This is a genomic window from Mycobacterium sp. IDUB_28 (genome assembly GCF_055419285.1).
In genome coordinates this window covers 339,275-364,914 of record NZ_JBVAXK010000003.1, presented here as the reverse complement: position 1 = coordinate 364,914, position 25,640 = coordinate 339,275, and the positions used below count along the sequence as shown (strand labels likewise).

The following is a 25,640-nucleotide window of genomic DNA, read 5'->3' as shown; positions in this document are numbered from 1 at the left end:
CTTAAAAAAGCAGTGTTGATTTTTCTGGTTTTGTTCTTGCCGCGGTGCTAACCGCGTCAGCCTACTCGCAGGCTTCTCCGGGCCTACTCCCCCGTCGCCTTCGCGATTATTTCCTTCGACACGTTCGCCGGCACTTCGGCGTACGAGTCGAACACCATGGAGTAGTTCGCCCGGCCTTGCGTCTTGGACCGCAGGTCGCCGACGTAGCCGAACATCTCCGACAGCGGCACGTGCGCCCTCACGACGCGCGCACCGGCCCGCTCCTCCATGGCCTGAATCTGACCACGGCGGGAGTTCAGGTCGCCGATCACATCACCCATGTAGTCCTCGGGGGTGGTGACCTCGACGGCCATGATCGGTTCCAGGATCACCGGCTGGGCTTGCGCCGCAGCCTTTTTCAGCACCTGCGAACCGGCGATCTTGAACGCCATCTCCGACGAGTCGACCTCGTGGAAGGCGCCGTCGAGCAGGGTGACCTTCAAGTTCACCAGCGGGTAGCCGGCCAGCACGCCGTACTGCATCGCGTCCTGGGCGCCGGCGTCCACCGACGGGATGTATTCCCGTGGGATGCGCCCACCGGTGACCTTGCTCTCGAACTCGTAGGTCGCGCCGTCCTCGCTGGTGAAGGGCTCGAGGGAAATGAGCACCTTGGCGAACTGGCCCGAGCCGCCGGTCTGCTTCTTGTGGGTGAACTCGACCTTCTCCACGGTCCGCTTGATGGTCTCCTTGTAGGCCACCTGCGGCTTGCCGACGTTCGCCTCGACCTTGAACTCGCGGCGCATCCGGTCCACCAGGATGTCCAGGTGCAGCTCGCCCATGCCGCCGATCACGGTCTGGCCCGTCTCGGCGTCCTGGTGCACCTTGAAGGTGGGGTCCTCTTCGGCGAGCTTCTGGATCGACAGGCTCAACTTCTCCTGGTCGCTCTTGGTCTTGGGCTCGATGGCCACCTCGATCACCGGATCGGGGAAGGTCATCGACTCCAGCACGATCTGGTTGTTCGGGTCGCTCAGGGTGTCACCGGTGGTGGTGTCCTTCAGGCCGATCACCGCGTAGATGTGACCCGCCGACGCGGTCTCCACCGGGTTCTCCTTATTGGAGTGCATCTGGAACAGCTTGCCCAGCCGCTCCTTCTTGCCCTTGGTGGCGTTGATGACCTGGCTGCCGGAGTCGACCTTGCCCGAGTACACCCGGACGTAGGTGAGCTTGCCGAAGAACGGGTGCGAGGCGACCTTGAACGCCAGCGCCGAGAACGGCTCATCCGTCGACGGCTTGCGCACGATCTCCTCGTCCTCTTTGCCCGGCGGGTGGCCGATCGCCGGCGGCACGTCGAGCGGGGAGGGCAGGTAATCGATGACGGCATCGAGCATGGGCTGCACGCCCTTGTTCTTGAACGCGCTACCGCACAGCACCAGGTAGGCCTCGGAGTTGATGGTGAGCTTGCGCAGCGCACCCTTGATCTCCGCGGTCGACAGCTCCTCGCCGCCGAGGTACTTCTCCAGCAGCGTCTCGTCGGTCTCGGCGACCGCCTCGATCAGCTTGGTGCGGTATTCGTCGGCCCTCTCCTGAAGGTCGCCGGGGATGTCGACAGTCTCGTAGGTCTCACCGAGCTTGGTCTCGCCCCGCCACACCTTGGCCTTCATCTCGACCAGGTCGACGACGCCCTCGAAGTCGCCTTCGGACCCGACGGGCAACTGGATCGGGATGACGTTGGCGCCCAGGCGCTCTTCCATCGTCCGGACCGAGAAGTAGAAGTCGGCGCCGATCTTGTCCATCTTGTTGACGAAGCAGATCCGCGGCACGTCGTACTTGTCGGCCTGCCGCCACACCTGCTCGGACTGCGGCTCGACACCCTCTTTGCCGTCGAAAACGGCCACGGCACCGTCGAGAACACGGAGGGAACGCTCCACCTCGACGGTGAAGTCGACGTGGCCCGGGGTGTCGATGATGTTGATCTGGTTGTCGTTCCAGAAGCAGGTGGTCGCTGCGGACGTGATGGTGATGCCGCGCTCCTGTTCCTGCTCCATCCAGTCCATGGTTGCGGCGCCGTCGTGCACCTCACCGATCTTGTAGCTGATACCGGTGTAGTAGAGGATGCGCTCGGTCGTCGTTGTCTTGCCGGCGTCGATGTGCGCCATGATGCCGATATTGCGGACCTTCGTCAGGTCGGTCAGCACGTCCTTCTGTGCCACAGAAGTCTTCCCACTCTTTCGTTGCTCAGTAAAATCGCTATCGGTTGCACCCAGCGTGTCCGCTGGTGGCTGTCACCAGCGATAGTGCGCGAAGGCGCGGTTCGCCTCGGCCATCTTGTGGGTGTCCTCACGCCGCTTGACGGCGGCCCCGAGGCCGTTGGAGGCGTCCAGGATCTCGTTGGCCAGCCGCTCGATCATGGTCTTCTCCCGGCGCTGCCGCGAGAAGCTCACCAGCCAGCGCAGCGCCAGCGTGGTGGACCGGTCCGGACGTACCTCGACCGGCACCTGGTAGGTGGCACCACCGACGCGGCGGCTACGAACCTCCAGGGCCGGCTTGACGTTGTCGAGTGCCCGCTTGAGGGTGATGACCGGATCGGTGCCGGTCTTGTCGCGCGCCTGCTCGAGCGCCGCATACACGATGCGCTCGGCCAGCGACTTCTTTCCCTGCATCAGCACCTTGTTCACCAACTGGGTGACCAGCTGCGACCCGTATACCGGGTCGTTGACCAGCGGGCGCTTGGGTGCGGGGCCCTTGCGCGGCATCAGCTCTTCTCCTTCTTGGCGCCGTAGCGGCTGCGCGCCTGCTTACGGTTCTTCACGCCCTGAGTGTCCAGCGACCCCCGGATGATCTTGTAGCGAACACCGGGCAGGTCCTTCACACGTCCACCACGCACCAGCACCATCGAGTGCTCCTGCAGGTTGTGGCCTTCGCCGGGGATGTAGGCAGTGACCTCGACCTGACTCGTCAGCTTCACACGCGCCACCTTGCGAAGCGCCGAGTTCGGCTTCTTCGGGGTGGTGGTGTAGACACGCGTGCACACGCCGCGGCGCTGCGGGCTGCCCTTCAGGGCCGCGGTCTTGACCTTGGCGACCTTGTCACGGCGACCCTTGCGGACCAGCTGATTAATGGTTGGCATCTACCGGCTTTCTCTGTTCTCGTTCACGTCAAGTCTCTGTACTGCAGTTATGCCCTCGAAGGGGACCTCGCGCTCCCCCCGCGTGCGGGCGTGTCGCATACGGCCGAGCACCGGAAGCACTCCGATGCTGCGCGGACATGCGAATTAGCCCGGCATTCGTTCCCTTACGTCAGGCGCCGTAAGCCGCCAGGCACGAGCCACCACATTACCCGCCAGCGGTCTGGCAGGTCAAAGCGACGGCGACGGCTAACGGGTCAGGCGGCGATCCCCGGAATGGGGGGTGCGCGAGTCCATGCCGGCCGCCAGCCGCAGCACCATGTCAGTGAACACGGCGTCGGTGTCGATGTCGTCCATCACCCCGGTCATCTCCAACAGCACGAAGCCGTGCATCGCCGACCAGAATTCCAGCGCCGCGTAGAACGCCTCGTCGCCCTCCAAACCGTAGGAAGCCAACACCGCGATCACCGGCCCGGCCGCATTCTTGGTCGCGGCGGAATATTCGGGGTCGTCCCCGCCGAAGGGCATCCGGGTGAACGCCGAGTACCGCCCCGGGTGGTGGTGGGCGTAGCTGCGATAGGCGCCCGCCATGACCAGAACGGCATCATCGCGGGCGCGCCCCTCGCCGACCCGATTCAGCATGGTGATGATGTCGTCGACGACCCGGATGCGCACCGCGCGGCGCAGATCCTCCAGGCTGTCCACGTGGTTGTACAACGATGGACCCTTGGTCCCGAGCTGGGTCGCCAGCGCGTTGATGGTCAGGGAATCCCAGCCCTCCCGGTCCAGGAACGTCAGGGCGCCTTCGACGATGCCGTCGCGGCTGAGCTTTGCTTGGCGGGCCCCGGTTCTCCCACCGCGAGCGCGCCCACCGGACGGCGGATCGGGCTGAGCTGCCATGGCGAATTCGCCCTTCGATCGGAGCTACCGGTGTGGGTCAACTAATGACTCTAGTTGACCGGGCCGCCCAACCCCCGCTGCACAGCAGTTGGGTCTGTCGTCCGAGCGGCCGTTGCCCGTAGGCTCAGACCCACATCTCCCACCCGACGAAGGGGGGCCGCAGTGAAATGGACAGCCGCCGGCGCAGCGCTGGCATGTTGCGTCACCACCATGGCCGTGACCGCCCCGGCGGCGCAGGCCAAGAACGGCGACACCCACATCACCGGGCAGGGCGTGGAGACCACGATTGACTGCAACGATTCCACGCTCATCGTCAACGGGACGTCGAACATCGTCACCGCCAAGGGCACCTGCTGGGCGGTGACGATGATGGGGACGTCCAACACGGTCATCGCCGACACCGTCATCAATGACATCACCGTGTACGGCTACGACGGGACGGTGCTGTATCACAACGGAGATCCGGTCATCTGGGACCGCGGCCGCGAGCTGGGCATGGTCAACCGAATTCAGCGGGTCGGTCCCTGACCGGGGACCTCAACATGGAGGGTATCGAGTAACTATGCGCGCCAATACATTTGGTAACTCCTCTCGAGCTTCACGGGCGGCCGCTGCGGTAGGCGCGCTGGCCATCGTGGCCGCCGGCGGGCTGGTCGCGTGCAGTTCGACCGCCAGCCCACCGGGGGGCAGTACGGCGTCGTCGTCCTCGAGCAAGTCCTCGTCGAGCTCGTCGGGCAGCGGTACCGCGGAGAGCACCAGCGACGAGAACCCCACCCTGAGCACGACGGTCGAGGTGGGTGACACGGTCGTCTACGCCTACATGGGGCAGACCGCCACCATCTCGTGCGAGCAGGGCAAGTCGTTGAACGTGACGGGTTCGGACAACACTCTGACCGTCAACGGCAGCTGCGAGACCGTGAGCGTCGGTGGCACCAAGAACAAGATCACCATCGACACGGTCAACACCCGCATCACGGTGCTGGGGATGGACAACACCGTCACCTACAAGAACGGTGATCCGAAGGTGAACAAGATCGGCCCCAACAACACAGTGACCAAGGGCGGCTGACCTACGCCGAACACCGCGGGCTGCTGCAGGTCGTCGCGGCGCATGCGGAACTGGAACCGGTACGTCGGGCGTCGACCCTGGCTGGGAGAGCGCCGGCGACCGGTCCCCCCTCCTCCGACGCTAGGCGCGGGCTCCGTGCCGGCCCGCACCGGCAGCGAAACGTGCTGCGCCGTCCAATGTTTCAGCCGCCACCCGCGACATGCTGCCGAACTCGACATCCATCGCCGCGGCCTCTGTCATGCCCCACTGACCCAGCGCCGACATCCGGTCCGCCCGCAGGCACTGCTGCGGCAGCGCCGCCAGCTCGGCAGCGAGTTCCTCGGCGCGTTGCCGCGCTTGGCCGGTGGGGACGACGCGGTTGGCCAGCCCGATCGCGTGAGCCTCCTCGGCGTCGACGGCGCGGCCGGTCAGGATCAGATCCATCGCGCGGCTGTGGCCGATCAGCCTGGGCAGCCGCACCGTCCCGCCGTCGATCAGCGGCACACCCCACCGCCGGCAGAACACCCCGAACACCGCGTCCTCTTCGACCACCCGCAGGTCGCACCACAGCGCCAACTCCAGGCCGCCCGCCACCGCGAACCCGCTGACCGCGGCGATCACCGGCTTGGACAGCACCATCCGGCTCGGACCCATCGGGCCGGGTCCGGTGCGATGCACCGGGTTCGACTCGGGTGTGCCGATCGCCTTGAGATCGGCACCGGCACAGAAGGTTCCGTTGTCGCCCCAGAGCACCGCGACCGACGCCGTCTCATCTTTGTCGAAGTCGTCGAACGCGGCGTGCAGCTCCAGCGCCGTCGGGCCGTCGACGGCATTGCGGGCGTGCGGCCGGTTCATGATCACCGTCGTCACCGGCCCGCTCTTCTCCACTCGCACACCGCTCATCGTCGGGCCTCCGTCAATTCGACACCGTCGCGCCGCGCGACCAATTCGGCGGCGAAGTCCTGGTAGGAGTGGCGCAGTGCGGCGCCCGGCCAGTCGGCGGGCAGCAGCGCGTCGGGCAGCACCGGGTCGGTCAGCAGGTGGCGCACCACCGCGGCGGCCACGGTGAACCGGGTCGGGATGTCAGCGGCTGCCATGCCGTCCAGCAGCTCGCGGCCCCGCACCGCCCACCCTGACAGGTCCCACAACTTTGCGGCCAACCCGGGCGGGTCGGCGTCGCGGGCCGTCAGCATCCGCACCCGCTCGACCACCTCCGGGCCCAGGTCGACCACGACGTTGTCCGGACGCATCCAGACCCCCTCCCGCAACTCGCCGAAACGCTTGTCCTGCAGAGTGTTCCGCAGCGAGGCACGGGTGGGCGCGTCGGTTCCGACGCTGGTGACCACCAGCATGGCCCAGCTGCCGTCCCAGTCCCGCCGGCGCGGATTGATGGCATCGTCCTGGCGGCGCTGGCGGGCGAGCAGCCGATCCGAGAGCCGGTAGCCGTCGGCGGACCGGATCAGGTCGCCGGCGCTGACCATGCGGGTCAGGGCCACCCGCAGTGTGGATTCCTTGATACCGAAATCTGCTGTCAGCCGGATCAATTCGCCGGCATTCGCCCAAGCCGGGTGGGCACCCAGCAGCACGCTGAGCACTACCGACCGGGCGGTCATCCTGCGCATGTCGTCAAACCTGGGAGGCGCGCCGGCCGTAGTCGCCGAATGGCTCGTCGCGATGTTTGACCGCCTCGCGGAAACCGTGCTCGACCGCGTCTGCCACGAAGGCATGCCCCTCGGGTGTGTGCCGGGCGACGCCGTCGAAGACGGTACTCACCATCCTGCTGGTGGCCACACCCTGCTGCAGCAGCGGCGCATTCAACGCGAGCTTGATCATGATCAACTGATTGACCGGCAATGCGGCGATGCGGGCCAGCAGGCGCTCGGTGCGCTCGTCGAGATCCTCGGGTGCGGGCGCCTCGACCGCCAGACCCCACTCGGCGGCCTGCGTGCCGGTGATGCAGTCGCCGGTGAACAGTAGGCGTTTGGCGCGCTGGTCCCCCAGTCGGTGCGCCCACAGTCCCGCGGCCGGCACTCCCCAGACCCGGGTCGGCGGGTAGCCGATCTTGGCGTCGGCGGCTGCGATCACCTGGTCGGCATGCAGCGCGATGTCGGTGCCACCGGCCACGCAGTAACCGTGGATCTTGACCACCGTGGGCTTGTCGGCGTGCATCAGGCTGGCGAAGCCGCGCACGAAGCGGCTCATCATCTGGTAGTCGATCATCGGGTCCCAGGGCTGATTGGGCAGGTGATTGACGCCCTGGGTCTTACCGTCCAGCACGGTGCCGTCATACGCGCCGGTGCCGCCCGCCGAGCCGGTCCGGTCCGCGTAGGCGGACAGGTCGAAGCCGGCGCAGAATCCCTCACCGCGCCCGGACACCAGGATCACGTGCACGTCCGGGTCCAGGTCGGCACGTTCCACGCACGCGGAGAGTTCCAGCGGAGTGTCGGCGATGATCGCGTTGCCCTTTTCCGGGCGGTTGAAGGTGATGCGGGCGATACGGCCGGTGACCTCGTAGGTCATCGTCTTGAGGTGGTCGAAGTCGACCGGCCTGATCGCGTGGGTCATGTGCGTCGCTCCCCGGCGTCGACGCGCGTCACCCCTTCACCAGCGCACGCTCGATGATGGGCGCCAGGTCCAGCCCGGTTGGCATGGTGCCGAAAGCGCCACCCCATTGACCGCCGAGCCGGGTGGCGAGGAAGGCCTCGGCGACGGCGGGGTGTCCGTGGCGCACCAGCAGCGAACCCTGCAGCGCCAGGCAGATGTCCTCGGCGACCTTGCGGGCCCGGTACTGGATCGTGTCCAGGTCGCCCAGTTGCCGGCGTAACCGCTCGACGTGCGCGTCCTGCCGCGGGTCCTGGCCGGCCGTACCGGCCAGTTCGTCGAACAGCACCTCGACGGATTCGGGCCGAGTTGCCATGGCGCGTAACGTATCCAGCGCACTGACGTTGCCCGAGCCCTCCCAGATGCCCATCAGCGGGGCTTCCCGGTACAACCGGGGCATGCCGGAGTCCTCGACATAACCGTTGCCGCCCAGGCATTCCAGCGCCTCGGCAGCGTGCGGCGTGGACCGTTTGCACACCCAGTACTTGCTGGCCGCCAGCCCGATGCGGCGCAGCAGCGCCTCACGCTGATCGCCGTGGACCGCCTTGTCGGTGGCACCGGCCATCCGCATCGCCACCATGGTGGCGGCTTCGGCTTCCACCGCGAGATCGGCCAGCACGTTGCGCATCAACGGCTGGTCAATCAGGTAGGCGCCGAACGCTTTTCGGTGTTGTGCATGATAGATGGCGCGGGTCAACCCGGTGCGCATGCTGGTGGCGCTGCCCAGCGTGCAGTCCAACCGGGTGAGGTTGACCATCTCGATGATGGTCGGCACGCCGCGGCCCTCCTCGCCCACCAGCCAGGCGGTGGCGCCATCATATTCGACCTCACTGGAGGCGTTCGCGTGGTTGCCGAGCTTGTCCTTGAGCCGTTGCAACAACATTCGGTTGCGGGTGCCGTCGGGCAGGATGCGCGGCAGCAGGAAACACGACAACCCACCCGGCGCCTGGGCGAGCACCAGGAAGATGTCGCACATCGGCGCCGAGGTGAACCACTTGTGACCGCGCAGGCGGTAGGTGCCGGAGCCGGTAGGAACGGCTTCGGTGGTACCGGCCCGCACGTCGGAACCACCCTGCTTCTCGGTCATCGACATCCCCGCGGTGACACCGGCTTTCGTCGTCACCGGTTTCAGTTCCGGGTCATAGACGCGGCTGGTCAGCAACGGTTCGTAGACGGCGGCCAGGTCCGGATTGAAACGCAGCGCCGGCACCACCGCGTAGGTCATCGAGATCGGGCAGACGTGGCCGGGTTCGACGTTCCACACCGCCATCTTGGCCGCGCGCACCACGTGGGCGCCGGGCCGGCCGTCGGCCCAGGGGGCGCCGTGCAGACCGTGCGCGATCGCGGTGCGCATCAGCTCGTGGTAGGCGGGGTCGTACTCCACCTCGTCGACGCGGTGTCCCACCCGGTCATGGGTACGCAGGATGGGCCGGTTGCGGTCGGCCAGCTCACCCCAGCGCTGCGCCTCCGGGCTGCCTGCAATCGCCCCCAGTTCGTTCACCTCGTCCAGGCCCCACTGCCCCCCTTCGCGGATCAGGGCTTCGGTCAGGACCGGCGAGGATGCGGGGTTGTAGTTCTCCAGGGGCGGGACCTGATTGGTCACGACGTGCGTATCGGGCATGACCGCAATATTACAGTTTCCCGACAACCGCACAAGACTTGTAATGCGGGTCAGTCACCGATCCGGTCCCGCAGAAAGGCGATGTCGTCCTTGCGGCCCTCCTCGGCCGTCTCGCAGATCACCGGCGCATCCGCGGCCCGGACGACGGCGACGAGCAACTCCGGGTCGATCTGGCCCATGCCGAAGTTGGCATGCCGGTCGGCTCCGGAACCGGCCGCGTCCCGGGAGTCGTTGCAGTGCACCAGGTCGATGCGACCGGTCAGTGCCTTGATCCGCTGGACCGAGTCGACCAGCGCCTCGCCTGCGGCCCACGCATGGCAGGTGTCCAGGCAGAAGCCGATCCCGCTGTCGCCGATGCGGTCCCACAACCGGCCGATGGTGTCGAAGTGACGGGCCATCGCGTGGTCACCGCCCGCGGTGTTCTCCAACAGCACCTGAACGTCGGTTTCCAAGTAGTCGAGCGCCTTGGCCCAACGTTCGAAGCCGGCCGCCATGTCGTCGTCGTCCGCGTGCCCGCCGTGCACGATCACCGCCGTCGCGTTGATCGCCGCCGCGGCGTCGCAGGTGTCCTGCAGGATCTTGCGCGACGGGATCCGGATGCGGTTGTTGGCAGATGCCACGTTGATCAGATACGGCGCGTGCACATAGAGCGGAATGCCGGCCGCTTTCAACGTGTCGGCGTCCGCACGGGGCCTGGGCTTCTTCCAACTCTGCGGGTTCCCGAGGAAGAACTGGACCACGTCGGCGCCGTCTGCAGCGGCCGCAGCCAGGGGATCGTCCTGGTGGACATGTGAACCGATAAGCACTTGGCCAGTTTAGTGAGTTGCGGCAGGCCCGGCGCTTAAGGTGTGAATCCGTGGGCCTTTCAGTCGGACGGGGCATCGCCGACATCACCGGCGAGGCGGCCGACTGCGGCATGCTCGGCTACGGCAAAGTCGAACAGCGCACCGCAGGCATCCACCTGCGACTGCGATCGCGCGCATTCGTCTTCGACGACGGCGGCGCCCGCGTCTTGCTCGTCGTGGCCGAACTGCCGTTGCCGATGCAGAACGTGACCGACGAGGTGCTGCGCCGCCTGGCCACGTCCTACGGCGACACCTACTGCGCCCAGAACACCGTCATCACCGCCACCCACACCCACGCCGGCCCCGGCGGATACTGCGGGCACCTGCTATACAACCTGTCCACCAGTGGGTTTCGGCCCGCGACGTTCGGCGCGATCGTCGACGGCATCGTCGAATCGGTCCGGTACGCCCACGACGACCTGGCACCTGCCGAGGTGATGCTGTCCCACGGCGAGTTGCACGACGCCAGCCGGAATCGTTCGCCGTCGGCCTTCGACCGTAACCCGTTGGCGGACAGAGTGTTTTACCCCGACCGAATCGACCCTCTGACCACCCTGGTGCGTATCGACCGCGGCACCGGCCCGGTGGGCGCCATCCACTTCTTCGCCACCCATGGCACCAGCATGACCAACCGCAACCTGCTGATCTCCGGGGACAACAAGGGTTTCGCCGCCTACCACTGGGAGCGCGTCCGGTGCGGTGCGGACTACCTGGCCGGACAGCCCGGCTTCATCTCCGCATTCGCCCAGACCAACCCCGGTGACATGAGCCCCCACGTGGCGGGACCCATCGGCTACGGGCCGGGCACCGCCGACGCGGAGCGGGACCAGACCCGACAGATCGGGCTGGCCCAATTCGCCGATGCCGTAGCGCAATTGGACACCGGGACGCCGATCGGCACCGGGGTCGAATCGCGGTTCACCTACCTCGACCTCAGTGCCGTGCGGGTGCGCGGGGAATACACGCCGGACGGTCGCGAACACCGTACCGGGCGGCCGATGATCGCCGCCTCGATGTTCGCCGGCACGGACGAGGGCGAAGGCTTCCGCGGCTTCCGTCAGGGGCAAAACCCGTTCTGGGACAGCATTTCCCGAATCTTCTACCGGGTTGTCGGGCCGGCCCGTTCGGTGCAGAAACCCAAGGGCCTGGTGGTGCCGGTGCGGTTGCTGAACCGGTTGCAACCGTTCATCCAGGAAGTGGTGCCCGTCCACCTGGTACGGATCGGCCGGCTGTATCTGCTCTGCATTCCGGGTGAACCGACCATCGTCGCGGGACTGCGGTTGCGCCGTACCGTGGCCGCGATCGTCGGCGCCGAGCTCAATGACGTGCTGTGCGTGGGTTATTCGAATGCGTACATCCACTACGTGACCACCCCGGAGGAGTATCTCGAACAGCGATACGAGGGCGGCAGCACCCTGTTCGGGCGGTGGGAGCTGCCGGCGTTGATGCAGACCGCCGCCGGACTCGCCGAGGCGATGCGGGACGGCCGGCCGGTGCCACCCGCACCCGGGCCGCCGGCCCACCGGCCGCGCAGTTGGCTGCGCAGCCCGCCCGCCGACCGCGGCTCGTTCGGAGCGGTCCTGGCCGGGCCGGGCGGCCCGCACCGCCGTGGCGAGGCGGTGGAAGCGACGTTCGTCAGCGCGTACCCGAACAACGATCTGCACCGCACCCGGACTTTCCTCGAAGTGGTGCGCGTCGAAGGAGATCGGTGGGTGCGGGTCGCCGACGACGGCGACTGGTCGACCACCTTTCGGTGGCAGCGCGAGGGTCGGGCCGGGTCGCGGGTGCACATCCGCTGGGACATCCCCGGCGATGCGGTACCCGGGCAGTACCGCATCGTGCACCACTACACCACCCGGGACACCCGCGGCCGGCTCGAACCATTCGTCACCTCGACGCAGGAGTTCACCGTCGCCTGAGGTTGGCGAGCAGACGTAAAAGCCCCCAAATCCCTTGCTGATTAGGGGCTTTTGCGTCTGCTCGCCAGGTGGTACTCGAGGCGCTCGGCGAGCCCAACTGGGTCACCGCGGACGTCGTTGACCGTGAACGGAACCGACAACCAGCCGCATTCCTGCAGCCGCGCGGTCTTCAACCGATCATGCAGTAACGCGTCACGCCCCAGATGCCACTGCACGCTGTCGTACTCCGCAGCCAGCATGACATCCGGCCAGGCAAAATCGACGCGCCAGACCTTCCCGTACCGGTCCACGATGCTGTACTGGAGCTGCGGCATCGGCAGTTTGTTATCGATGAACACGAGTCGCGCCTCGCTCTCCATCGGCGACTCGGGCCGTCGGTCGGCGCAGCCGATCAGCTCCCGCACCTTGACGATGCCGCGCCGGCCCTTGTGCTCCCGGATGACTGCGTCGAGTTCCCCTTTGGTGCACGCCTGAATGTGCAACGCCGCGTCCAGCGTGGCCAGGCTGCGCGGCCACCTCAAACTCCGTGCGACCTCAATCGCCGTCCACGCTGGGGCGGTCGCCAGTCGGCCCTGAACCCGTCGTAGCGGCGCACCGATGCGCTGGTGCACCATCAGACCCTTCGTCGGTCGCATGCGCACACCAGGATCAAGGATGTGTAGCCGCGAGGTGTTCTCCGTGTCGAATCCGTAGAGGGCAGCGGCGGTACCCATGCAAGCGACAATCTGCTCACGAGCCAGCACGTCGAGTGCTGCGAGCTTTCCCAGCACGTCTGGTTCGGCGTGCCCGTAGACGCCATGGCAGACCCGAATGAGCTTGCCTGCCTGAACAAGTCCTGCCAACCGCTTGCGGGTCATGACGGTGAGGAGTTGGGCGGTGGTCGCAAATTCGCCACGCGGCAGCGTGGTCTCGATGTCCATGAACCAGACGATGAAGCCAAACCGGTCCATATAGCTAGGCAGCGATGCGCCATATGTGGATAGGCGCGCGGGTGAGGATGTGCGAGCAGACGCAAAAGCCCCCAAATCCCTTGAGATTTGGGGGCTTTTGCGTCTGCTCGCGCTACGAAACGCTACCGGTAGTCGGAGTATCCGTAGTCGTCCAGCGGCACCGCGGCGCCGGTGGCCTGGCCGAAGTCCGGGCTATAGTACTGATCCTCGTAGGACGGGATCGTGTACGCCGCAGCCCGGGCCTCCTCGGTGGGCTGCACCTGGATGTTGCGGTACCGGTTGATGCCGGTACCGGCCGGGATCAGCTTTCCGATGATCACGTTCTCCTTCAGACCCTGCAGCTTGTCGCTGCGGCAGTTGATCGCCGCATCGGTCAGCACGCGGGTGGTCTCCTGGAACGACGCCGCCGACAGCCACGAGTCGGTGGCCAGCGACGCCTTCGTGATACCCATCAGCACCGGACGCCCGGCGGCGGGCTCGCCGCCCTCGGCCACCACCCGGCGGTTGGACGCCTCGAACTCGGCACGATCGATCAGCGAACCCGGCAGGAACTCCGTCGAGCCCGAGTCGATGATGGTGACGCGGCGCAGCATCTGCCGCACGATCACCTCGATGTGCTTGTCGTGGATCGACACACCCTGCGCCCGGTAGACCTCCTGGGTCTCCCGGACGAGGTGGATCTGCACCTCACGCGGGCCCTGCACGCGCAGTACCTCGTGCGGGTCGGCCGAGCCTTCCATCAGCTGCTGGCCGACCTCGACGTGGTCGCCGTCGGACAACACGCGCTCGGAACCGTCCTCGTGCTTGAACACCCGCAGACGTTGCCGCTTGGAGAGCTTGTCGTAGACCACTTCCTCGCCGCCGTCGTCGGGCACGATGGTGATCTTGTAGAAGCGCTCACCCTCCTCGAGGCGCACCCGGCCGGTGACGTCGGCGATGGGCGCCTTACCGCGCGGGATGCGGGCCTCGAACAGCTCCTGGACCCGCGGCAGACCGCCGGTGATGTCCTCACCCACACCACCTTGGTGGAAGGTACGCATGGTCAGCTGCGTGCCCGGCTCACCGATGGACTGCGCAGCCACGATACCGACGGCTTCACCGATGTCGACCAGCTTGCCGGTCGCCATGGACCGTCCGTAGCAGGTCGCGCAGACGCCGGTGCCGGTGGTGCAGGTCAGCACCGAACGCACCTTGATCTGCGTGATCCCCGCGGCCAGCAGCGCGTCGATCGACGGGTCGCCCAGGTCCTCACCGCGCGCGACCACGACGTTGCCGGCCTCGTCCACCGCGTCGGCGCCCAGCGTCCGTGCGTACGCCGAGGTCTCGATGTACGGGTCGCGGATCAGGGTGCCGTCCGGCTGACGCTCGGCCAGCTCGACGAGGATGCCACGCTCGGTCTGGCAGTCGTGTTCGCGGACGATGACGTCCTGGCTCACGTCCACCAGACGACGGGTCAGGTAACCGGAGTCGGCGGTACGCAACGCGGTGTCCGCCAAGCCCTTTCGAGCACCGTGGGTGTTGATGAAGTACTCCAGCACGGTCAGGCCCTCGCGGAACGAGGACTTGATCGGACGCGGGATGAACTCACCCTTCGGGTTGGTCACCAGCCCCTTCATGCCGGCCAGCGTCCGGGTCTGGGTGAAGTTACCGGTGGCGCCGGACTCGACGATGGTGATGATCGGGTTGTCCGGCGGATAGTGCTCGCGGAGCGCCTGACCGACCTCGTCGGTGGCCTCCTTCCAGATCTCCACCAGTGCCTCGTTGCGCTCGTCGTGGTTCAGAGCGCCACGCTGGAACTGCTTTTCGACCTTCTCCGCACGTTCCTCGTAGTTGTCGAGGATCTCCTTCTTCCGCGGCGGCACCAGCACGTCGGCCATCGAGACCGTCACACCGCTGCGGGTCGCCCAGTAGAAACCGGCGTCCTTGAGCTTGTCGACGGTCTGCGCGACCACGATCATCGGGTAACGCTCGGCCAGATCGTTGATGATCGCCGCCTGCACCTTCTTGTGCATCTGCTTGTTCACGAACGAATAGCCCAGCGGCAGCAACTCGTTGAACAGCACCCGACCCAGCGTGGTCTCGGCCACCCAGGCGTCGCCGGGGCGCCATCCGTTGGCCCCGAACCGCTCCGCCTCGATGTCGGCCGGCGGCCGCAGCTGGGTCAGCCGCACCTTGATCTTGGCCCGCACCGAGAGCACACCGCGGTCGGCGGCCATGATCGCCTCGGCGGGCGAGGAGTAGACGCCCGACTCGGGGCTGTCGCCATTGGCCGGGCGGTACTCGCCCTTGCCGCCCTCGACCTCGGTGGTCAGGTAGTACAACCCGGTCACCATGTCCAGTCGCGGCATGGCCAGCGGGCGGCCGGACGCCGGGGACAGGATGTTGTTCGACGACAGCATCAGGATGCGGGCCTCGGCCTGTGCCTCCGCCGAGAGCGGCAGGTGCACGGCCATCTGGTCACCGTCGAAGTCGGCGTTGAACGCCTCACACACCAACGGGTGCAGCTGAATTGCCTTGCCTTCCACCAACATCGGCTCGAAGGCCTGGATGCCCAACCGGTGCAGGGTGGGTGCGCGGTTCAGCAGCACCGGGTGCTCGGCGATGACCTCTTCCAGGACATCCCACACCTGCGGACGCTGCCGCTCCACCATCCGCTTGGCGCTCTTGATGTTCTGCGCGTGGTTGAGGTCGACCAGTCGCTTCATCACGAACGGCTTGAACAGCTCCAGCGCCATCAGCTTGGGCAGGCCGCACTGGTGCAGCTTGAGCTGCGGACCGACCACGATGACCGAACGGCCCGAGTAGTCGACGCGCTTGCCGAGCAGGTTCTGCCGGAACCGGCCCTGCTTGCCCTTGAGCAGATCGCTCAACGACTTCAGCGGGCGGTTGCCCGGCCCGGTGACCGGACGGCCACGACGGCCGTTGTCGAACAACGCGTCGACGGACTCCTGCAGCATCCGCTTCTCGTTGTTGACGATGATCTCTGGCGCACCCAGGTCGATCAGTCGCTTCAACCGGTTGTTGCGGTTGATCACCCGGCGGTACAGGTCGTTGAGGTCCGACGTGGCGAACCGGCCACCGTCGAGCTGCACCATCGGGCGAAGTTCCGGCGGGATGACCGGGACGGCGTCGAGCACCATGCCCATCGGCGAGTTGCCCGACTGCTGGAAGGCGGCAACCACCTTCAGCCGCTTGAGGGCACGAAGCTTCTTCTGCCCCTTGCCGTTTCGGATCACGTCCCGCAGGATGTCGGCCTCGGCGTCGATGTCGAAGTTCTCGATCAGCTTCTGGATCGACTCCGCACCCATGGCGCCGGTGAAGTATTCGCCGTAGCGGTCCTGCAGCTCGCGGTAGAGGTTCTCGTCGACGATCAGCTGCTTGGGAGCCAGCTTGGTGAACGTCGACCAGATGTCCTCGAGCCGGTCCAGCTCACGCTGGGCGCGGTCGCGCAGCTGACGCATCTCACGCTCGCCGCCGTCACGGACCTTGCGCTTGGCGTCGGCTTTGGCGCCCTCAGCCTCCAGTTCGGCCAGGTCGGCCTCGAGCTTCTGCGCCCGGGCCTCGAGGTCGGCGTCGCGCTGGTCCTCGACGGCCTTGCGCTCCACCACCATCTCGGCTTCGAGCGTGGACAGCTCGTTATGCCGCATCTCGTCGTCGACCGCGGTGATCACGTAGGCCGCGAAGTAGATGATCTTCTCGAGATCCTTAGGCGCCAGGTCCAGCAGGTACCCCAGGCGCGAGGGCACGCCCTTGAAGTACCAGATGTGGGTGACCGGCGCGGCCAGCTCGATGTGGCCCATCCGCTCCCGACGCACCTTGGCACGGGTCACCTCGACGCCGCAGCGCTCACAGATGATGCCCTTGAAGCGCACCCGCTTGTACTTGCCGCAGTAGCACTCCCAGTCGCGAGTCGGTCCGAAGATCTTCTCGCAGAACAGGCCGTCCTTCTCCGGCTTGAGCGTGCGGTAGTTGATGGTCTCCGGCTTCTTGACCTCGCCGTAGGACCACTGACGGATGTCTTCCGCGGTGGCCAGGCCGATGCGGAGTTCATCGAAGAAGTTGACGTCTAACACGTAACTCCCTTTCCCCTTGCGGGTGTTGAAACTGATAGTTAGGCGAGGTCCTCGACGGAGGCAGATTCGTTGCGCGACAAGTTGATTCCCAGGTTGGCCGCAGCCCGCTCGAGATCTTCGTCCTCGCCTTCGCGCAGCTCGATGGCCGCACCGTCCGACGACAGCACCTCGACATTGAGGCACAGCGACTGCAGTTCCTTGAGCAGCACCTTGAACGACTCGGGAATGCCCGGCTCGGGGATGTTCTCGCCCTTGACGATCGCCTCGTAGACCTTGACCCGGCCGACGGTGTCGTCGGACTTGATGGTCAACAGCTCCTGCAGCGTGTACGCCGCGCCGTAGGCCTGCATGGCCCAGCACTCCATCTCACCGAACCGCTGACCACCGAACTGCGCCTTACCACCCAGCGGCTGCTGGGTGATCATCGAGTACGGACCGGTGGAGCGGGCGTGGATCTTGTCGTCCACCAGGTGGTGCAGCTTCATGATGTACATGTAGCCGACGGTCACCGGGTACGGGAACGGCTCACCGCTGCGCCCGTCGAAGAGCACCGCCTTGCCGTCCTCGTTGACCAGCACCTCGCCGTCGCGGTTGGGCAGCGTCGCCGAGAGCAAGCCCTGCAGCTCCTCTTCCTTGGCGCCGTCGAACACCGGGGTGGACACGATCTGGTTCGGTTGGGCATGCCGCAGCTCCTCGGGCAGATTCGCCGCCCAGTCCGGGGCACCCTCGATGTTCCAGCCGGCCTTGGCCACCCACCCCAGGTGAGTCTCCAGAATCTGGCCGATGTTCATCCGTCGCGGCACACCGTGCGTGTTCAGGATGATGTCGACCGGAGTGCCGTCCGGCAGGAACGGCATGTCTTCCACCGGCAGGATCTTGCCGATGACGCCCTTGTTGCCGTGCCGTCCGGCCAGCTTGTCGCCGTCGGAGATCTTGCGCTTCTGAGCCACATACACCCGGACCAGCTCGTTGACGCCGGCGGGCAGTTCGTCGTCGTCCTCGCGGGAGAACACCCGGATGCCGATGACCTTGCCGGACTCACCGTGCGGCACCTTCAGGGAGGTGTCGCGAACCTCGCGGGCCTTCTCACCGAAGATGGCGCGCAGCAGCCGCTCTTCCGGGGTCAGCTCGGTCTCACCCTTGGGCGTGACCTTGCCGACCAGGATGTCGCCGTCGCGCACCTCGGCACCGATACGCACGATGCCGCGCTCGTCCAGGTCGGCCAGCACCTCGTCGGAGACGTTCGGGATGTCCCGGGTGATCTCCTCGGCGCCCAGCTTGGTGTCGCGGGCGTCGATCTCGTGCTCTTCGATGTGGATCGAGGTCAGCACGTCCTCTTCGACGAGGCGGTTGGACAGGATGATGGCGTCCTCGTAGTTGTGACCCTCCCACGGCATGACCGCCACCAGCAGGTTCTTGCCCAGAGCCATCTCACCGTTTTCGGTGCAGGGCCCGTCGGCGATCACCTGGCCGGCCTCCACCCGGTCGCCGGCGTCGACGATCGGGGACTGGTTGGCACAGGTGCCGTGGTTGGAGCGGGCGAACTTGCGCATCCGGTAGGTGCGCCGGGTGCCGTCGTCGTGCATGACGGTGATGTAGTCCGCCGAGACCTCCTCGATGGCGCCCGCCTTCTCGGCCACCACGACGTCTCCGGCGTCGATGGCCGCGCGCAACTCCATTCCGGTACCCACCAGGGGCGCCTCGCTGCGCACCAGCGGGACCGCCTGGCGCTGCATGTTGGCGCCCATCAGGGCCCGGTTGGCGTCGTCGTGCTCGAGGAACGGGATCATCGCGGTCGCGACCGACACCATCTGGCGCGGCGAGACGTCCATGTAGTCCACCTCGGAGGACGGCACGTACTCGACCTCGCCGGCCTTTCGACGGACCAGGACGCGCGGCTCGATGAATCGGCCGCCCTCGTCGATCGGCGAGTTGGCCTGCGCCACCACGTGGCGGTCCTCCTCGTCCGCGGTCAGGTAGTGGATCTCGTCGGACACCACACCGTCGACCACCTTGCGATAAGGCGTCTCGATGAACCCGAACGGGTTGACCCGCGCGTACACCGACAGCGACCCGATCAGGCCGATGTTGGGCCCTTCCGGGGTCTCGATCGGGCACATGCGGCCGTAGTGCGACGGGTGCACGTCCCGGACTTCCAGACCGGCCCGTTCCCGCGACAGACCACCCGGCCCCAGCGCCGACAGACGACGCTTGTGGGTCAGACCCGACAACGGGTTGTTCTGGTCCATGAACTGCGAGAGCTGGCTGGTGCCGAAGAACTCCTTGATCGCAGCGACGACCGGACGGATGTTGATCAGGGTCTGCGGCGTGATGGCCTCGACGTCCTGGGTGGTCATCCGCTCGCGCACGACGCGCTCCATGCGGGACATGCCGACCCGGATCTGGTTCTGGATCAGCTCGCCGACCGTACGCAACCGGCGGTTGCCGAAGTGGTCGATGTCGTCGGTTTCCACCGGCACCTCGGTGCCGCCGGGCACCGTCATCTCGTGCTGGCCTTCGTGCAGCCGGACCAGATATTCGATGGTGGCGACGATGTCCTCTTCGGTCAGCGTCGAACTGGTGATCGGCGCACCGACATTCAGCCCGAGCTTCTTGTTGACCTTGTAGCGGCCGACGCGGGCCAGGTCGTAACGCTTCTCCTTGAAGAACAGGTTCTCCAGCAGCGTCTGCGCGGACTCCTTGGTCGGCGGTTCGCCCGGGCGCAACTTGCGGTAGATGTCCAGCAGCGCCTCGTCGGTGCCCGCGGTGTTGTCCTTCTCCAGCGTCCCCATCATGATCTCGGAGAAGCCGAACCGCTCGTGGATCTGCTCGTTGGTCCAGCCGAGCGCCTTGAGCAACACGGTGACGGGCTGACGCCGCTTGCGGTCGATGCGCACGCCGACGGTGTCGCGCTTGTCAACATCGAACTCCAGCCACGCGCCGCGGCTGGGGATCACCTTGACGCTGTGCAGCATCTTCTCGGTGGACTTGTCGATGGTCTCGTCGAAGTACACGCCCGGCGAGCGCACCAGCTGGCTCACCACGACACGCTCGGTGCCGTTGATGATGAAGGTGCCCTTCTCGGTCATCATCGGGAAGTCACCCATGAACACCGTCTGGCTCTTGATCTCGCCGGTGTTGTTGTTGATGAACTCGGCGGTGACGAACAGCGGCGCCGCGTACGTCATGTCCTTGTCTTTGCACTCGTCGACCGGTGCCTTGACGTCGTCAAAGCGCGGGTCGGAGAAAGACAGCGACATCGAGCCGGAGAAGTCCTCGATCGGCGAGAGCTCGTAGAGAACCTCTTCGAGACCGCCCATCTGGTTGACGTCGCCGCGCTTGGCGGCGGTCTCACGCCAGCGCTGCGAGCCGATCAGCCACTCGAATGAATCGGTCTGAACGTCGAGCAATCCCGGGACCTCGAGCGGTTCACGCAGCTTGGCGAAAGAAACCCGGTTGGGAGCCCCGGGTACGGAGCTGTTCGAAGAACTCTGTGGGCGACCTGTGTTGCTCTGGCGGAAATCAGCCAAGATGCGTCCTTCCAGCACCTCGTGCGACTATGAGAGCCCTGAGGAGACGCCACCGGGTCTGTTCGCCGCAGATGTTTATCGGTTCGGCTGGCGGACGAACTGTCCGGATCTCACGCACGCAACTGAATAGCTGAGCCGCAGAAAAGGGCTCAGGCTAAGACCACGGTGTCAAGTGGCGGGTGTGAGGTGGGCAGGAAGTAGCCAGCGCAACGTCCAACAATAGCGCAGGACAGTACATTCCTCAAATGCGCACCACTACACACGGTCGCACGCGGTCCGTGGAAGACCGGCGCTGGCTGGCACCTGCGATATCCCGCGTACACATGCTGCCCAACAGATTGACCCGTTTGGGCTGTTCCGTCAAGAGGTGGGCACGGCAAGTTGTGCAGAGGTGTGGAGAAATTTTCCACGGTGCCCGCTGGTGGGGGCATCGCCGACGACCGGCGGGCGCGCGGCGGCACGCCGGAATCCTGCGCAGCAGAACTCGGCAGCGACCGGTCGGATCAGTACTCGTGCGAGGTGTACTTGTGGGTGCCTTCGAGGTCGTCCAGGATCGCTTCCTGAGCGTTCTTCGGCAGGGTGTGCAGCATGGCGCGCACCCGGGCCTGCCGGCGGGCGACGCCTTTGCGCTCCGGCATCCCGGGCGACGCCTGGATCTGCGGCGGCACTCCCTCGATGTCCTCGACACCACCGGCGTGCTGGCCCGCGTCGAGCGCGGCCTGCTCCTCGGCCATGGTGGCCTCGTCCTTTTCCTCCGACATACCGATCGGCCCGATACGCCGACCGTTGAGGAACTGCCGCACCACCGGCTCGTCGCTGGTCAGCAGCACCTCGCGGGGCCCGAACATGACCAGGTGCTTGCGGAACAACATGCCCATGTTGTCCGGCACGGTGCGGGCGATGTTGATGTTGTGGGTCACGATCAGGATGGTGGCGTCGATCTGGGCGTTAATGTCCATGATCAGCTGGCTCAGGTAGGCGGTACGGACCGGGTCCAGACCCGAGTCCGGCTCGTCGCACAGAATGATCTGCGGGTCGAGCACCAGGGCCCGCGCCAGGCCGGCACGCTTGCGCATACCGCCGGAGATCTCACCCGGGAACTTCTTCTCGTCACCGCCGAGACCCACCATCGTCAGTTTCTCCATGACGATGTCGCGGATCTCTTTTTCCTTCTTCTTGGTGTGCTCCCGCAGCGGGAAAGCGGTGTTGTCGAACAGGTTCATCGAGCCGAACAGCGCGCCGTCCTGGAACAGCACCCCGAACAGGGTGCGGATCTCGTAGAGCTCTTTGGCCGAGCACTCGATGATGTCGGTGCCGTCGATGAGGATCGAGCCGCGCTCCGGCTTCAGCAGGCCGATCAATGACTTCAGGAACACCGACTTGCCGGTACCCGACGGGCCCAGCAGCACGCTGACCTCTCCGGCGGGGACGGTGAGCGTGACGTCTTCCCAAATCCTCGAGGATCCGAACGACTTGGTAAGCCCGTTTACCTCGATCGCGACACCCATGGGAGACCCTTCCGTCGACGCGCGGTTCAGCCACCAGCCCCGTGTGGCTTGAGTCACTGTAGCGCACGGCCGGTCTACGCATCAGGGTTGGATCAATAACAATCCGCCCAGCACACCCTATTCAAAAGGTGCCCAATTGCCGTGGAAGCCCATGGGGACCCGCTGCGGAAGTTCCACGGTGGCCCTCGTTTCCAGGGTCTGCGCATCCAGCAGCAACAGCACGCCGGTGTCGGTGTCGCGGCGGCTGCCCAGACCCATCAGGACGCCGTCATCCTCGACCCGGCTTGCCGGGGACGTGGCCGGGTTGGGCACGAAGGACATCTCCCCCATCAACAGGTCCGGATCGAGGGCGGCGACTTCGCGGGCGCCAGTTGCGTAGTCGTGCTTGTACACCGCCGTCGACATGTCGCGGGCGCCGCCGGAGAGATAGCCGCCGTCGACACCGAGGGTGTAGCCGAACCGGTGCTTGGCGCCCAGCAAGGTCTCGTTGATCCGGGGAAACTCCTGCGGGCGGTCGTCGCGGCGCTCGGTGCTGAGTGCGCCGGTGGTCAGGTTGATCGTCCAGCGGTCCAGGGTGGGCTTGCTGTCGCCGGGACCGCGCAGGTCGTGATCGAACATCCGCGCATAGCGCACCACGTCCAGGACCAGCACCTCGTTGCCGCCGCGGTCTTCGCTGTAGGCGTTGAGCGGGTGATAGACGTAGCACGGCTCGACGTCGAACCACCGGACGTCTCGGCCGGTGCCCTCGCGGGGCAGAACGCCGATGCGCGCCGGATAGTCGGCGTTCCAGCGGTACGGCATCTTGTGCACGGGCTGCCGGTTCCGGTTGATCATCGCCGCGACGGGGTTGGGTACCCGTACGCGACCCAGCAGCGACTCCGCCACCAGGCGAGCCGGCCTGGTCAGTCTGCGCGGCACCCGCACCGGCAGGACCTGCATCGGGTCGAACGTTACGGGCAGGTCGTAGATCACGACGTACTTCTCGGTCAGCGAGAAGTCGTGCATCATTGGCGACCCGCCCACTCGGACGTCCACTGTGCGACGGGCACGTCCGTTGGTGTCGATCACCGAGTACTGCACGGTGCGTCCGCGGGTGAAGGAGTAGGACAGGGCATGCAATTCCCCGGTCGCCGGATCGCGGTGCGGGTGGGCGGTGTAGCCGCCGAAGAGGGTTCCGTCGAAGTCGCAGGGCGCGACCGTGTCCAACTCGTCGGTCAACTCGTAGTTGGCGCCGCCACCCTCGACCAGGGCCAGCGTCCGGCCGGCGTGACTCAACGCGTTGGTGTTGGGCCCCACCGACAGCATGCCGGCCCGCGGGTCCAGCCCCGCGGGCTGCGGCTCGCCCAATGCGGCGCACACCGCAGGGGTGCGCACCCAGCGGTTGCGGTACCAGGTGGCCTTGCCGTCGCGCAGCGCGACCCCGTGCACCATCGCGTCCCCGCTGAACCAGTGGTAGGTAGTCGGGTCGACCTCGGCGACCGGGTTGGGACCGTTGCGCAGATAGCGTCCGCTGAGGTGCTCGGGAATGTGGCCGGTGACCTCGAGGTCGGTTGCGGTCAGTTCGGCCCGCACCGGTGCCAGAAAACCACTCAGGTACGGGTTGCCGGCTTGGGCGGTCTGCGTGGCCGTCATCGCTGAACTCCTATAACATTGTTATTACGCTGTTATTGGGACGGTACGCCGCCGCCGAGGAGATGGCAATATTGTTTGGCGAGATGACTTCGACCCAGCGCAGCGTTCGCGACCAGATGGTGCAGGCCGCGGTGGACTTGCTCGACGAGCACGGTCCCGATGCGCTGCAGACCCGCAAGGTGGCCGGTGCCGCCGGCACCTCGACGATGGCCGTGTACACCCATTTCGGCGGGATGCGCGAACTCATCGCCGCGGTCGCCGAGGAGGGTCTACGCCAGTTCGACGCCGCCTTGGCGGTGCCGGAGACCGACGACCCGGTGGCCGATCTGATGTCCGTCGGAGCCGCCTACCGGCGGTATGCGATCGAGCGCCCGCACATGTACCGGCTGATGTTCGGCAGCACCAGTGCGCACGGCATCAACGCGCCGACCGGCGACGTCCTGACGCTGTCGCTCGACGAGATCGAGCAGCACGAACCCAGCTTCGCCCACGTGGTGCGCGCGGTGCACCGGTGCATTCTCGCCGGCCGGATCACGGCGTGCCCGGCGGACGACGATGCGTCCGTGGTGGCCACGGCAGCCCAATTCTGGGCGCTCATCCACGGTTACGTGATGCTCGAGCTGGCCGGGTTTTACGGCGCCGACGGCTCGGCACTGGTCCCCGTGCTGGCCGCAATGACCACGAATCTGCTGGTCGCCCTAGGCGATTCAGCTGAGCGGGTACAGCGCTCGCAGCTGGCTGCACTGCGCTGATAAACGCGGAAGCCCCCGGGACCCCGTTGCCGGGATGCCCGAGGGCTGCGCGGATGGAACTACTTGACGGTGACGCTGGCGCCGGCGGCCTCGAGCTTGGCCTTGGCCTCGTCGGCGGCCTCCTTGGCGACCTTCTCCAGCAGCGGCTTGGGCGCGCCGTCGACCAGGTCCTTGGCCTCCTTGAGGCCCAGGCCGGAGACGATCTCGCGGACCACCTTGATGACACCGATCTTCTTCTCACCGGCGGCCTCGAGGATCACGTCGAACTCGGTCTGCTCCTCGGCGGCCTCAGCGGCTGCGCCGCCACCGGCCGGGCCGGCCGCGGCGACGGCGACCGGGGCGGCCGCGGTGACCTCGAAGGTCTCCTCGAACTTCTTGACGAAGTCGGAGAGCTCCAACAGGGTCATTTCCTTGAAGGCGTCGAGCAGGTCGTCGCTGGACAGTTTTGCCATGGTGTGGGTCCTTTCTGAACTTTGTGCGTTTGGTCGGAGTTATTCGGCGGATGCCGCTTCGGCGGGTGCCTCGGCAGCTGCGGGCGTCTCCGCAGCTGCGGCTGCGGGGGCTTCGGAGTCCTTCTTCTCTTGCAGAGCGGCCAGCAGGCGGGCCATCTGCGACGCGGGCGCATTGAACAGCCCGGCAGCCTTGGCGAGGTTGCCCTTCATCGCACCGGCCAGCTTGGCCAGCAGCACCTCGCGGGATTCCAGGTCGGCGATGCGCTCGACCTCGGAGACGGACAGCGCGTGTCCGTCCATGTAACCGCCCTTGATGACCAGCGCCTTGTGCTCCTTGGCGAAGGTCTTCAGTGCCTTGGCGGCATCCACCGGCTCACCGGTGACGAATGCGATCGCCGTCGGACCGGCGAACAGCTCGTCGAGCCCCTCGATGCCGGCCTCGGAGGCAGCGCGCTTGATGAGGGTGTTCTTGGCCACCGCGTAGGTGGTTCCCTCCCCCAGCGATCGGCGCAGCTCGGCGAGGTTGGCCACCGACAGACCGCGGTACTCGGTGATGACGGTCGCGCTCGAACTCTTGAAGTGCTCGGCGATGTCGGCGACGGCGGTGGCTTTGTCAGCCCTGGCCATGCATGCCTCCTGTACGTGTGTGGACTCGGCGTCTCGTTCCACCGCAGACGACTAACGCCCCGGCGCAGGGTGCGGCCGG

At 66.4% G+C, this 25,640-nt stretch carries 20 protein-coding genes; 4 read left to right on the top strand and 16 right to left on the bottom strand.

From position 1 onward, the window contains the following. Window positions 1-83 precede the first annotated feature (83 nt). From fusA to ACZYZ9_RS08470, 4 genes are all read right to left on the bottom strand, one after another. Window positions 84-2,189, bottom strand: a complete 2,106-nt coding sequence (gene fusA, locus ACZYZ9_RS08485) for an elongation factor G (protein ID WP_463825789.1) — start codon at window positions 2,187-2,189, stop codon at window positions 84-86. Window positions 2,190-2,261: 72 nt separating this feature from the next. After that, window positions 2,262-2,732 (bottom strand): 30S ribosomal protein S7, encoded by a 471-nt coding sequence (gene rpsG / locus ACZYZ9_RS08480; RefSeq protein ID WP_065159461.1) that lies wholly within the window; start codon window positions 2,730-2,732, stop codon window positions 2,262-2,264. Then, a complete protein-coding gene (gene rpsL / locus ACZYZ9_RS08475; RefSeq protein ID WP_055578870.1) occupies window positions 2,732-3,106 on the bottom strand; it encodes a 30S ribosomal protein S12 in 375 nt (124 codons plus the stop codon). Before rpsL ends, rpsG begins: the two co-directional genes overlap by 1 nt. Window positions 3,107-3,352: 246 nt before the next feature. Beyond that, complete coding sequence (locus tag ACZYZ9_RS08470; RefSeq protein ID WP_463825788.1) at window positions 3,353-4,003, bottom strand: TetR/AcrR family transcriptional regulator; 651 nt, start codon at window positions 4,001-4,003, stop codon at window positions 3,353-3,355. A 210-nt stretch (window positions 4,004-4,213) separates the two neighbouring features. Here ACZYZ9_RS08470 and ACZYZ9_RS08465 point away from each other — a divergent pair, with 210 nt between their 5' ends. Both ACZYZ9_RS08465 and ACZYZ9_RS08460 read left to right on the top strand, forming a co-directional pair. Then, complete coding sequence (locus ACZYZ9_RS08465; RefSeq protein WP_463825984.1) at window positions 4,214-4,531, top strand: DUF3060 domain-containing protein; 318 nt, start codon at window positions 4,214-4,216, stop codon at window positions 4,529-4,531. Between the two features lie 34 nt (window positions 4,532-4,565). Then, window positions 4,566-5,072, top strand: a complete 507-nt coding sequence (locus tag ACZYZ9_RS08460; protein ID WP_463825787.1) for a DUF3060 domain-containing protein — start codon at window positions 4,566-4,568, stop codon at window positions 5,070-5,072. A gap of 120 nt (window positions 5,073-5,192) precedes the next feature. Here ACZYZ9_RS08460 and ACZYZ9_RS08455 read toward each other — a convergent pair whose 3' ends face one another. Genes ACZYZ9_RS08455 through ACZYZ9_RS08435 form a run of 5 tightly spaced genes read right to left on the bottom strand, consistent with a single transcriptional unit; the run spans window position 5,193 to window position 10,079 of the window. Then, window positions 5,193-5,954, bottom strand: coding sequence for a crotonase/enoyl-CoA hydratase family protein (locus tag ACZYZ9_RS08455; RefSeq protein ID WP_463825786.1), 762 nt, complete (start codon window positions 5,952-5,954; stop codon window positions 5,193-5,195). Next, window positions 5,951-6,673 carry a PaaX family transcriptional regulator C-terminal domain-containing protein gene (locus ACZYZ9_RS08450; protein WP_463825785.1) on the bottom strand — a complete coding sequence of 241 codons (723 nt, stop codon included), beginning with the start codon at window positions 6,671-6,673 and terminating at the stop codon, window positions 5,951-5,953. The genes ACZYZ9_RS08455 and ACZYZ9_RS08450 overlap by 4 nt, the downstream gene beginning before the upstream one ends. A gap of 4 nt (window positions 6,674-6,677) precedes the next feature. Continuing rightward, the gene (locus tag ACZYZ9_RS08445; protein ID WP_463825784.1) at window positions 6,678-7,616 is read right to left on the bottom strand and encodes a crotonase/enoyl-CoA hydratase family protein; all 939 of its coding nucleotides are present in this window, start codon (window positions 7,614-7,616) and stop codon (window positions 6,678-6,680) included. Window positions 7,617-7,644: 28 nt separating this feature from the next. After that, complete coding sequence (locus ACZYZ9_RS08440; protein ID WP_463825783.1) at window positions 7,645-9,273, bottom strand: acyl-CoA dehydrogenase family protein; 1,629 nt, start codon at window positions 9,271-9,273, stop codon at window positions 7,645-7,647. 50 nt (window positions 9,274-9,323) lie between these two features. Next, a complete protein-coding gene (locus tag ACZYZ9_RS08435) occupies window positions 9,324-10,079 on the bottom strand; it encodes a deoxyribonuclease IV (RefSeq protein WP_463825782.1) in 756 nt (251 codons plus the stop codon). 50 nt (window positions 10,080-10,129) lie between these two features. Here ACZYZ9_RS08435 and ACZYZ9_RS08430 point away from each other — a divergent pair, with 50 nt between their 5' ends. Then, window positions 10,130-12,037 (top strand): neutral ceramidase, encoded by a 1,908-nt coding sequence (locus ACZYZ9_RS08430; protein ID WP_463825781.1) that lies wholly within the window; start codon window positions 10,130-10,132, stop codon window positions 12,035-12,037. A gap of 41 nt (window positions 12,038-12,078) precedes the next feature. On the opposite strand, the gene ACZYZ9_RS08425 is transcribed toward ACZYZ9_RS08430, so the two are convergent. The 5 genes from ACZYZ9_RS08425 to ACZYZ9_RS08405 all read right to left on the bottom strand — a co-directional run bounded on the left by ACZYZ9_RS08425 (window position 12,079) and on the right by ACZYZ9_RS08405 (window position 23,730). Next, a complete protein-coding gene (locus tag ACZYZ9_RS08425) occupies window positions 12,079-12,957 on the bottom strand; it encodes a hypothetical protein (protein WP_463825780.1) in 879 nt (292 codons plus the stop codon). 152 nt (window positions 12,958-13,109) lie between these two features. Further along, on the bottom strand, window positions 13,110-17,060 hold the full coding sequence (locus ACZYZ9_RS08420) for a DNA-directed RNA polymerase subunit beta' (protein WP_463825779.1): 3,951 nt from the start codon (window positions 17,058-17,060) through the stop codon (window positions 13,110-13,112). A gap of 38 nt (window positions 17,061-17,098) precedes the next feature. After that, window positions 17,099-20,590: a DNA-directed RNA polymerase subunit beta gene (gene rpoB, locus ACZYZ9_RS08415; RefSeq protein ID WP_463825778.1), complete on the bottom strand. Its 3,492-nt coding sequence runs from the start codon at window positions 20,588-20,590 to the stop codon at window positions 17,099-17,101. 503 nt (window positions 20,591-21,093) lie between these two features. Beyond that, a complete protein-coding gene (locus ACZYZ9_RS08410; RefSeq protein ID WP_463825777.1) occupies window positions 21,094-22,098 on the bottom strand; it encodes an ABC transporter ATP-binding protein in 1,005 nt (334 codons plus the stop codon). Between the two features lie 117 nt (window positions 22,099-22,215). Beyond that, window positions 22,216-23,730 carry a carotenoid oxygenase family protein gene (locus ACZYZ9_RS08405; RefSeq protein ID WP_463825776.1) on the bottom strand — a complete coding sequence of 505 codons (1,515 nt, stop codon included), beginning with the start codon at window positions 23,728-23,730 and terminating at the stop codon, window positions 22,216-22,218. Between the two features lie 83 nt (window positions 23,731-23,813). Here ACZYZ9_RS08405 and ACZYZ9_RS08400 point away from each other — a divergent pair, with 83 nt between their 5' ends. Beyond that, window positions 23,814-24,482 (top strand): TetR/AcrR family transcriptional regulator, encoded by a 669-nt coding sequence (locus ACZYZ9_RS08400; RefSeq protein ID WP_463825775.1) that lies wholly within the window; start codon window positions 23,814-23,816, stop codon window positions 24,480-24,482. 59 nt (window positions 24,483-24,541) lie between these two features. Here ACZYZ9_RS08400 and rplL read toward each other — a convergent pair whose 3' ends face one another. Beyond that, window positions 24,542-24,934, bottom strand: coding sequence for a 50S ribosomal protein L7/L12 (gene rplL, locus ACZYZ9_RS08395; protein ID WP_463825774.1), 393 nt, complete (start codon window positions 24,932-24,934; stop codon window positions 24,542-24,544). A 39-nt stretch (window positions 24,935-24,973) separates the two neighbouring features. Further along, window positions 24,974-25,561, bottom strand: a complete 588-nt coding sequence (gene rplJ, locus ACZYZ9_RS08390) for a 50S ribosomal protein L10 (RefSeq protein WP_463825773.1) — start codon at window positions 25,559-25,561, stop codon at window positions 24,974-24,976. Window positions 25,562-25,640: the final 79 nt, after the last annotated feature.

Excerpts from the sequence above, each read along its gene's own strand:
- rpsG (WP_065159461.1), bottom strand. The coding sequence starts at position 2,732 with ATGCCGCGCAAGGGCCCCGCACCCAAGCGCCCGCTGGTCAACGACCCG.
- rpsL (WP_055578870.1), bottom strand. The coding sequence starts at position 3,106 with ATGCCAACCATTAATCAGCTGGTCCGCAAGGGTCGCCGTGACAAGGTC.
- ACZYZ9_RS08470 (WP_463825788.1), bottom strand. The coding sequence starts at position 4,003 with ATGGCAGCTCAGCCCGATCCGCCGTCCGGTGGGCGCGCTCGCGGTGGG.
- ACZYZ9_RS08465 (WP_463825984.1), top strand. The coding sequence starts at position 4,214 with ATGGCCGTGACCGCCCCGGCGGCGCAGGCCAAGAACGGCGACACCCAC.
- ACZYZ9_RS08460 (WP_463825787.1), top strand. The coding sequence starts at position 4,566 with ATGCGCGCCAATACATTTGGTAACTCCTCTCGAGCTTCACGGGCGGCC.
- ACZYZ9_RS08455 (WP_463825786.1), bottom strand. The coding sequence starts at position 5,954 with ATGAGCGGTGTGCGAGTGGAGAAGAGCGGGCCGGTGACGACGGTGATC.
- ACZYZ9_RS08450 (WP_463825785.1), bottom strand. The coding sequence starts at position 6,673 with ATGCGCAGGATGACCGCCCGGTCGGTAGTGCTCAGCGTGCTGCTGGGT.
- ACZYZ9_RS08445 (WP_463825784.1), bottom strand. The coding sequence starts at position 7,616 with ATGACCCACGCGATCAGGCCGGTCGACTTCGACCACCTCAAGACGATG.
- ACZYZ9_RS08440 (WP_463825783.1), bottom strand. The coding sequence starts at position 9,273 with ATGCCCGATACGCACGTCGTGACCAATCAGGTCCCGCCCCTGGAGAAC.
- ACZYZ9_RS08425 (WP_463825780.1), bottom strand. The coding sequence starts at position 12,957 with ATGGACATCGAGACCACGCTGCCGCGTGGCGAATTTGCGACCACCGCC.
- ACZYZ9_RS08410 (WP_463825777.1), bottom strand. The coding sequence starts at position 22,098 with ATGGGTGTCGCGATCGAGGTAAACGGGCTTACCAAGTCGTTCGGATCC.
- ACZYZ9_RS08405 (WP_463825776.1), bottom strand. The coding sequence starts at position 23,730 with ATGACGGCCACGCAGACCGCCCAAGCCGGCAACCCGTACCTGAGTGGT.
- ACZYZ9_RS08400 (WP_463825775.1), top strand. The coding sequence starts at position 23,814 with ATGACTTCGACCCAGCGCAGCGTTCGCGACCAGATGGTGCAGGCCGCG.
- rplL (WP_463825774.1), bottom strand. The coding sequence starts at position 24,934 with ATGGCAAAACTGTCCAGCGACGACCTGCTCGACGCCTTCAAGGAAATG.
- rplJ (WP_463825773.1), bottom strand. The coding sequence starts at position 25,561 with ATGGCCAGGGCTGACAAAGCCACCGCCGTCGCCGACATCGCCGAGCAC.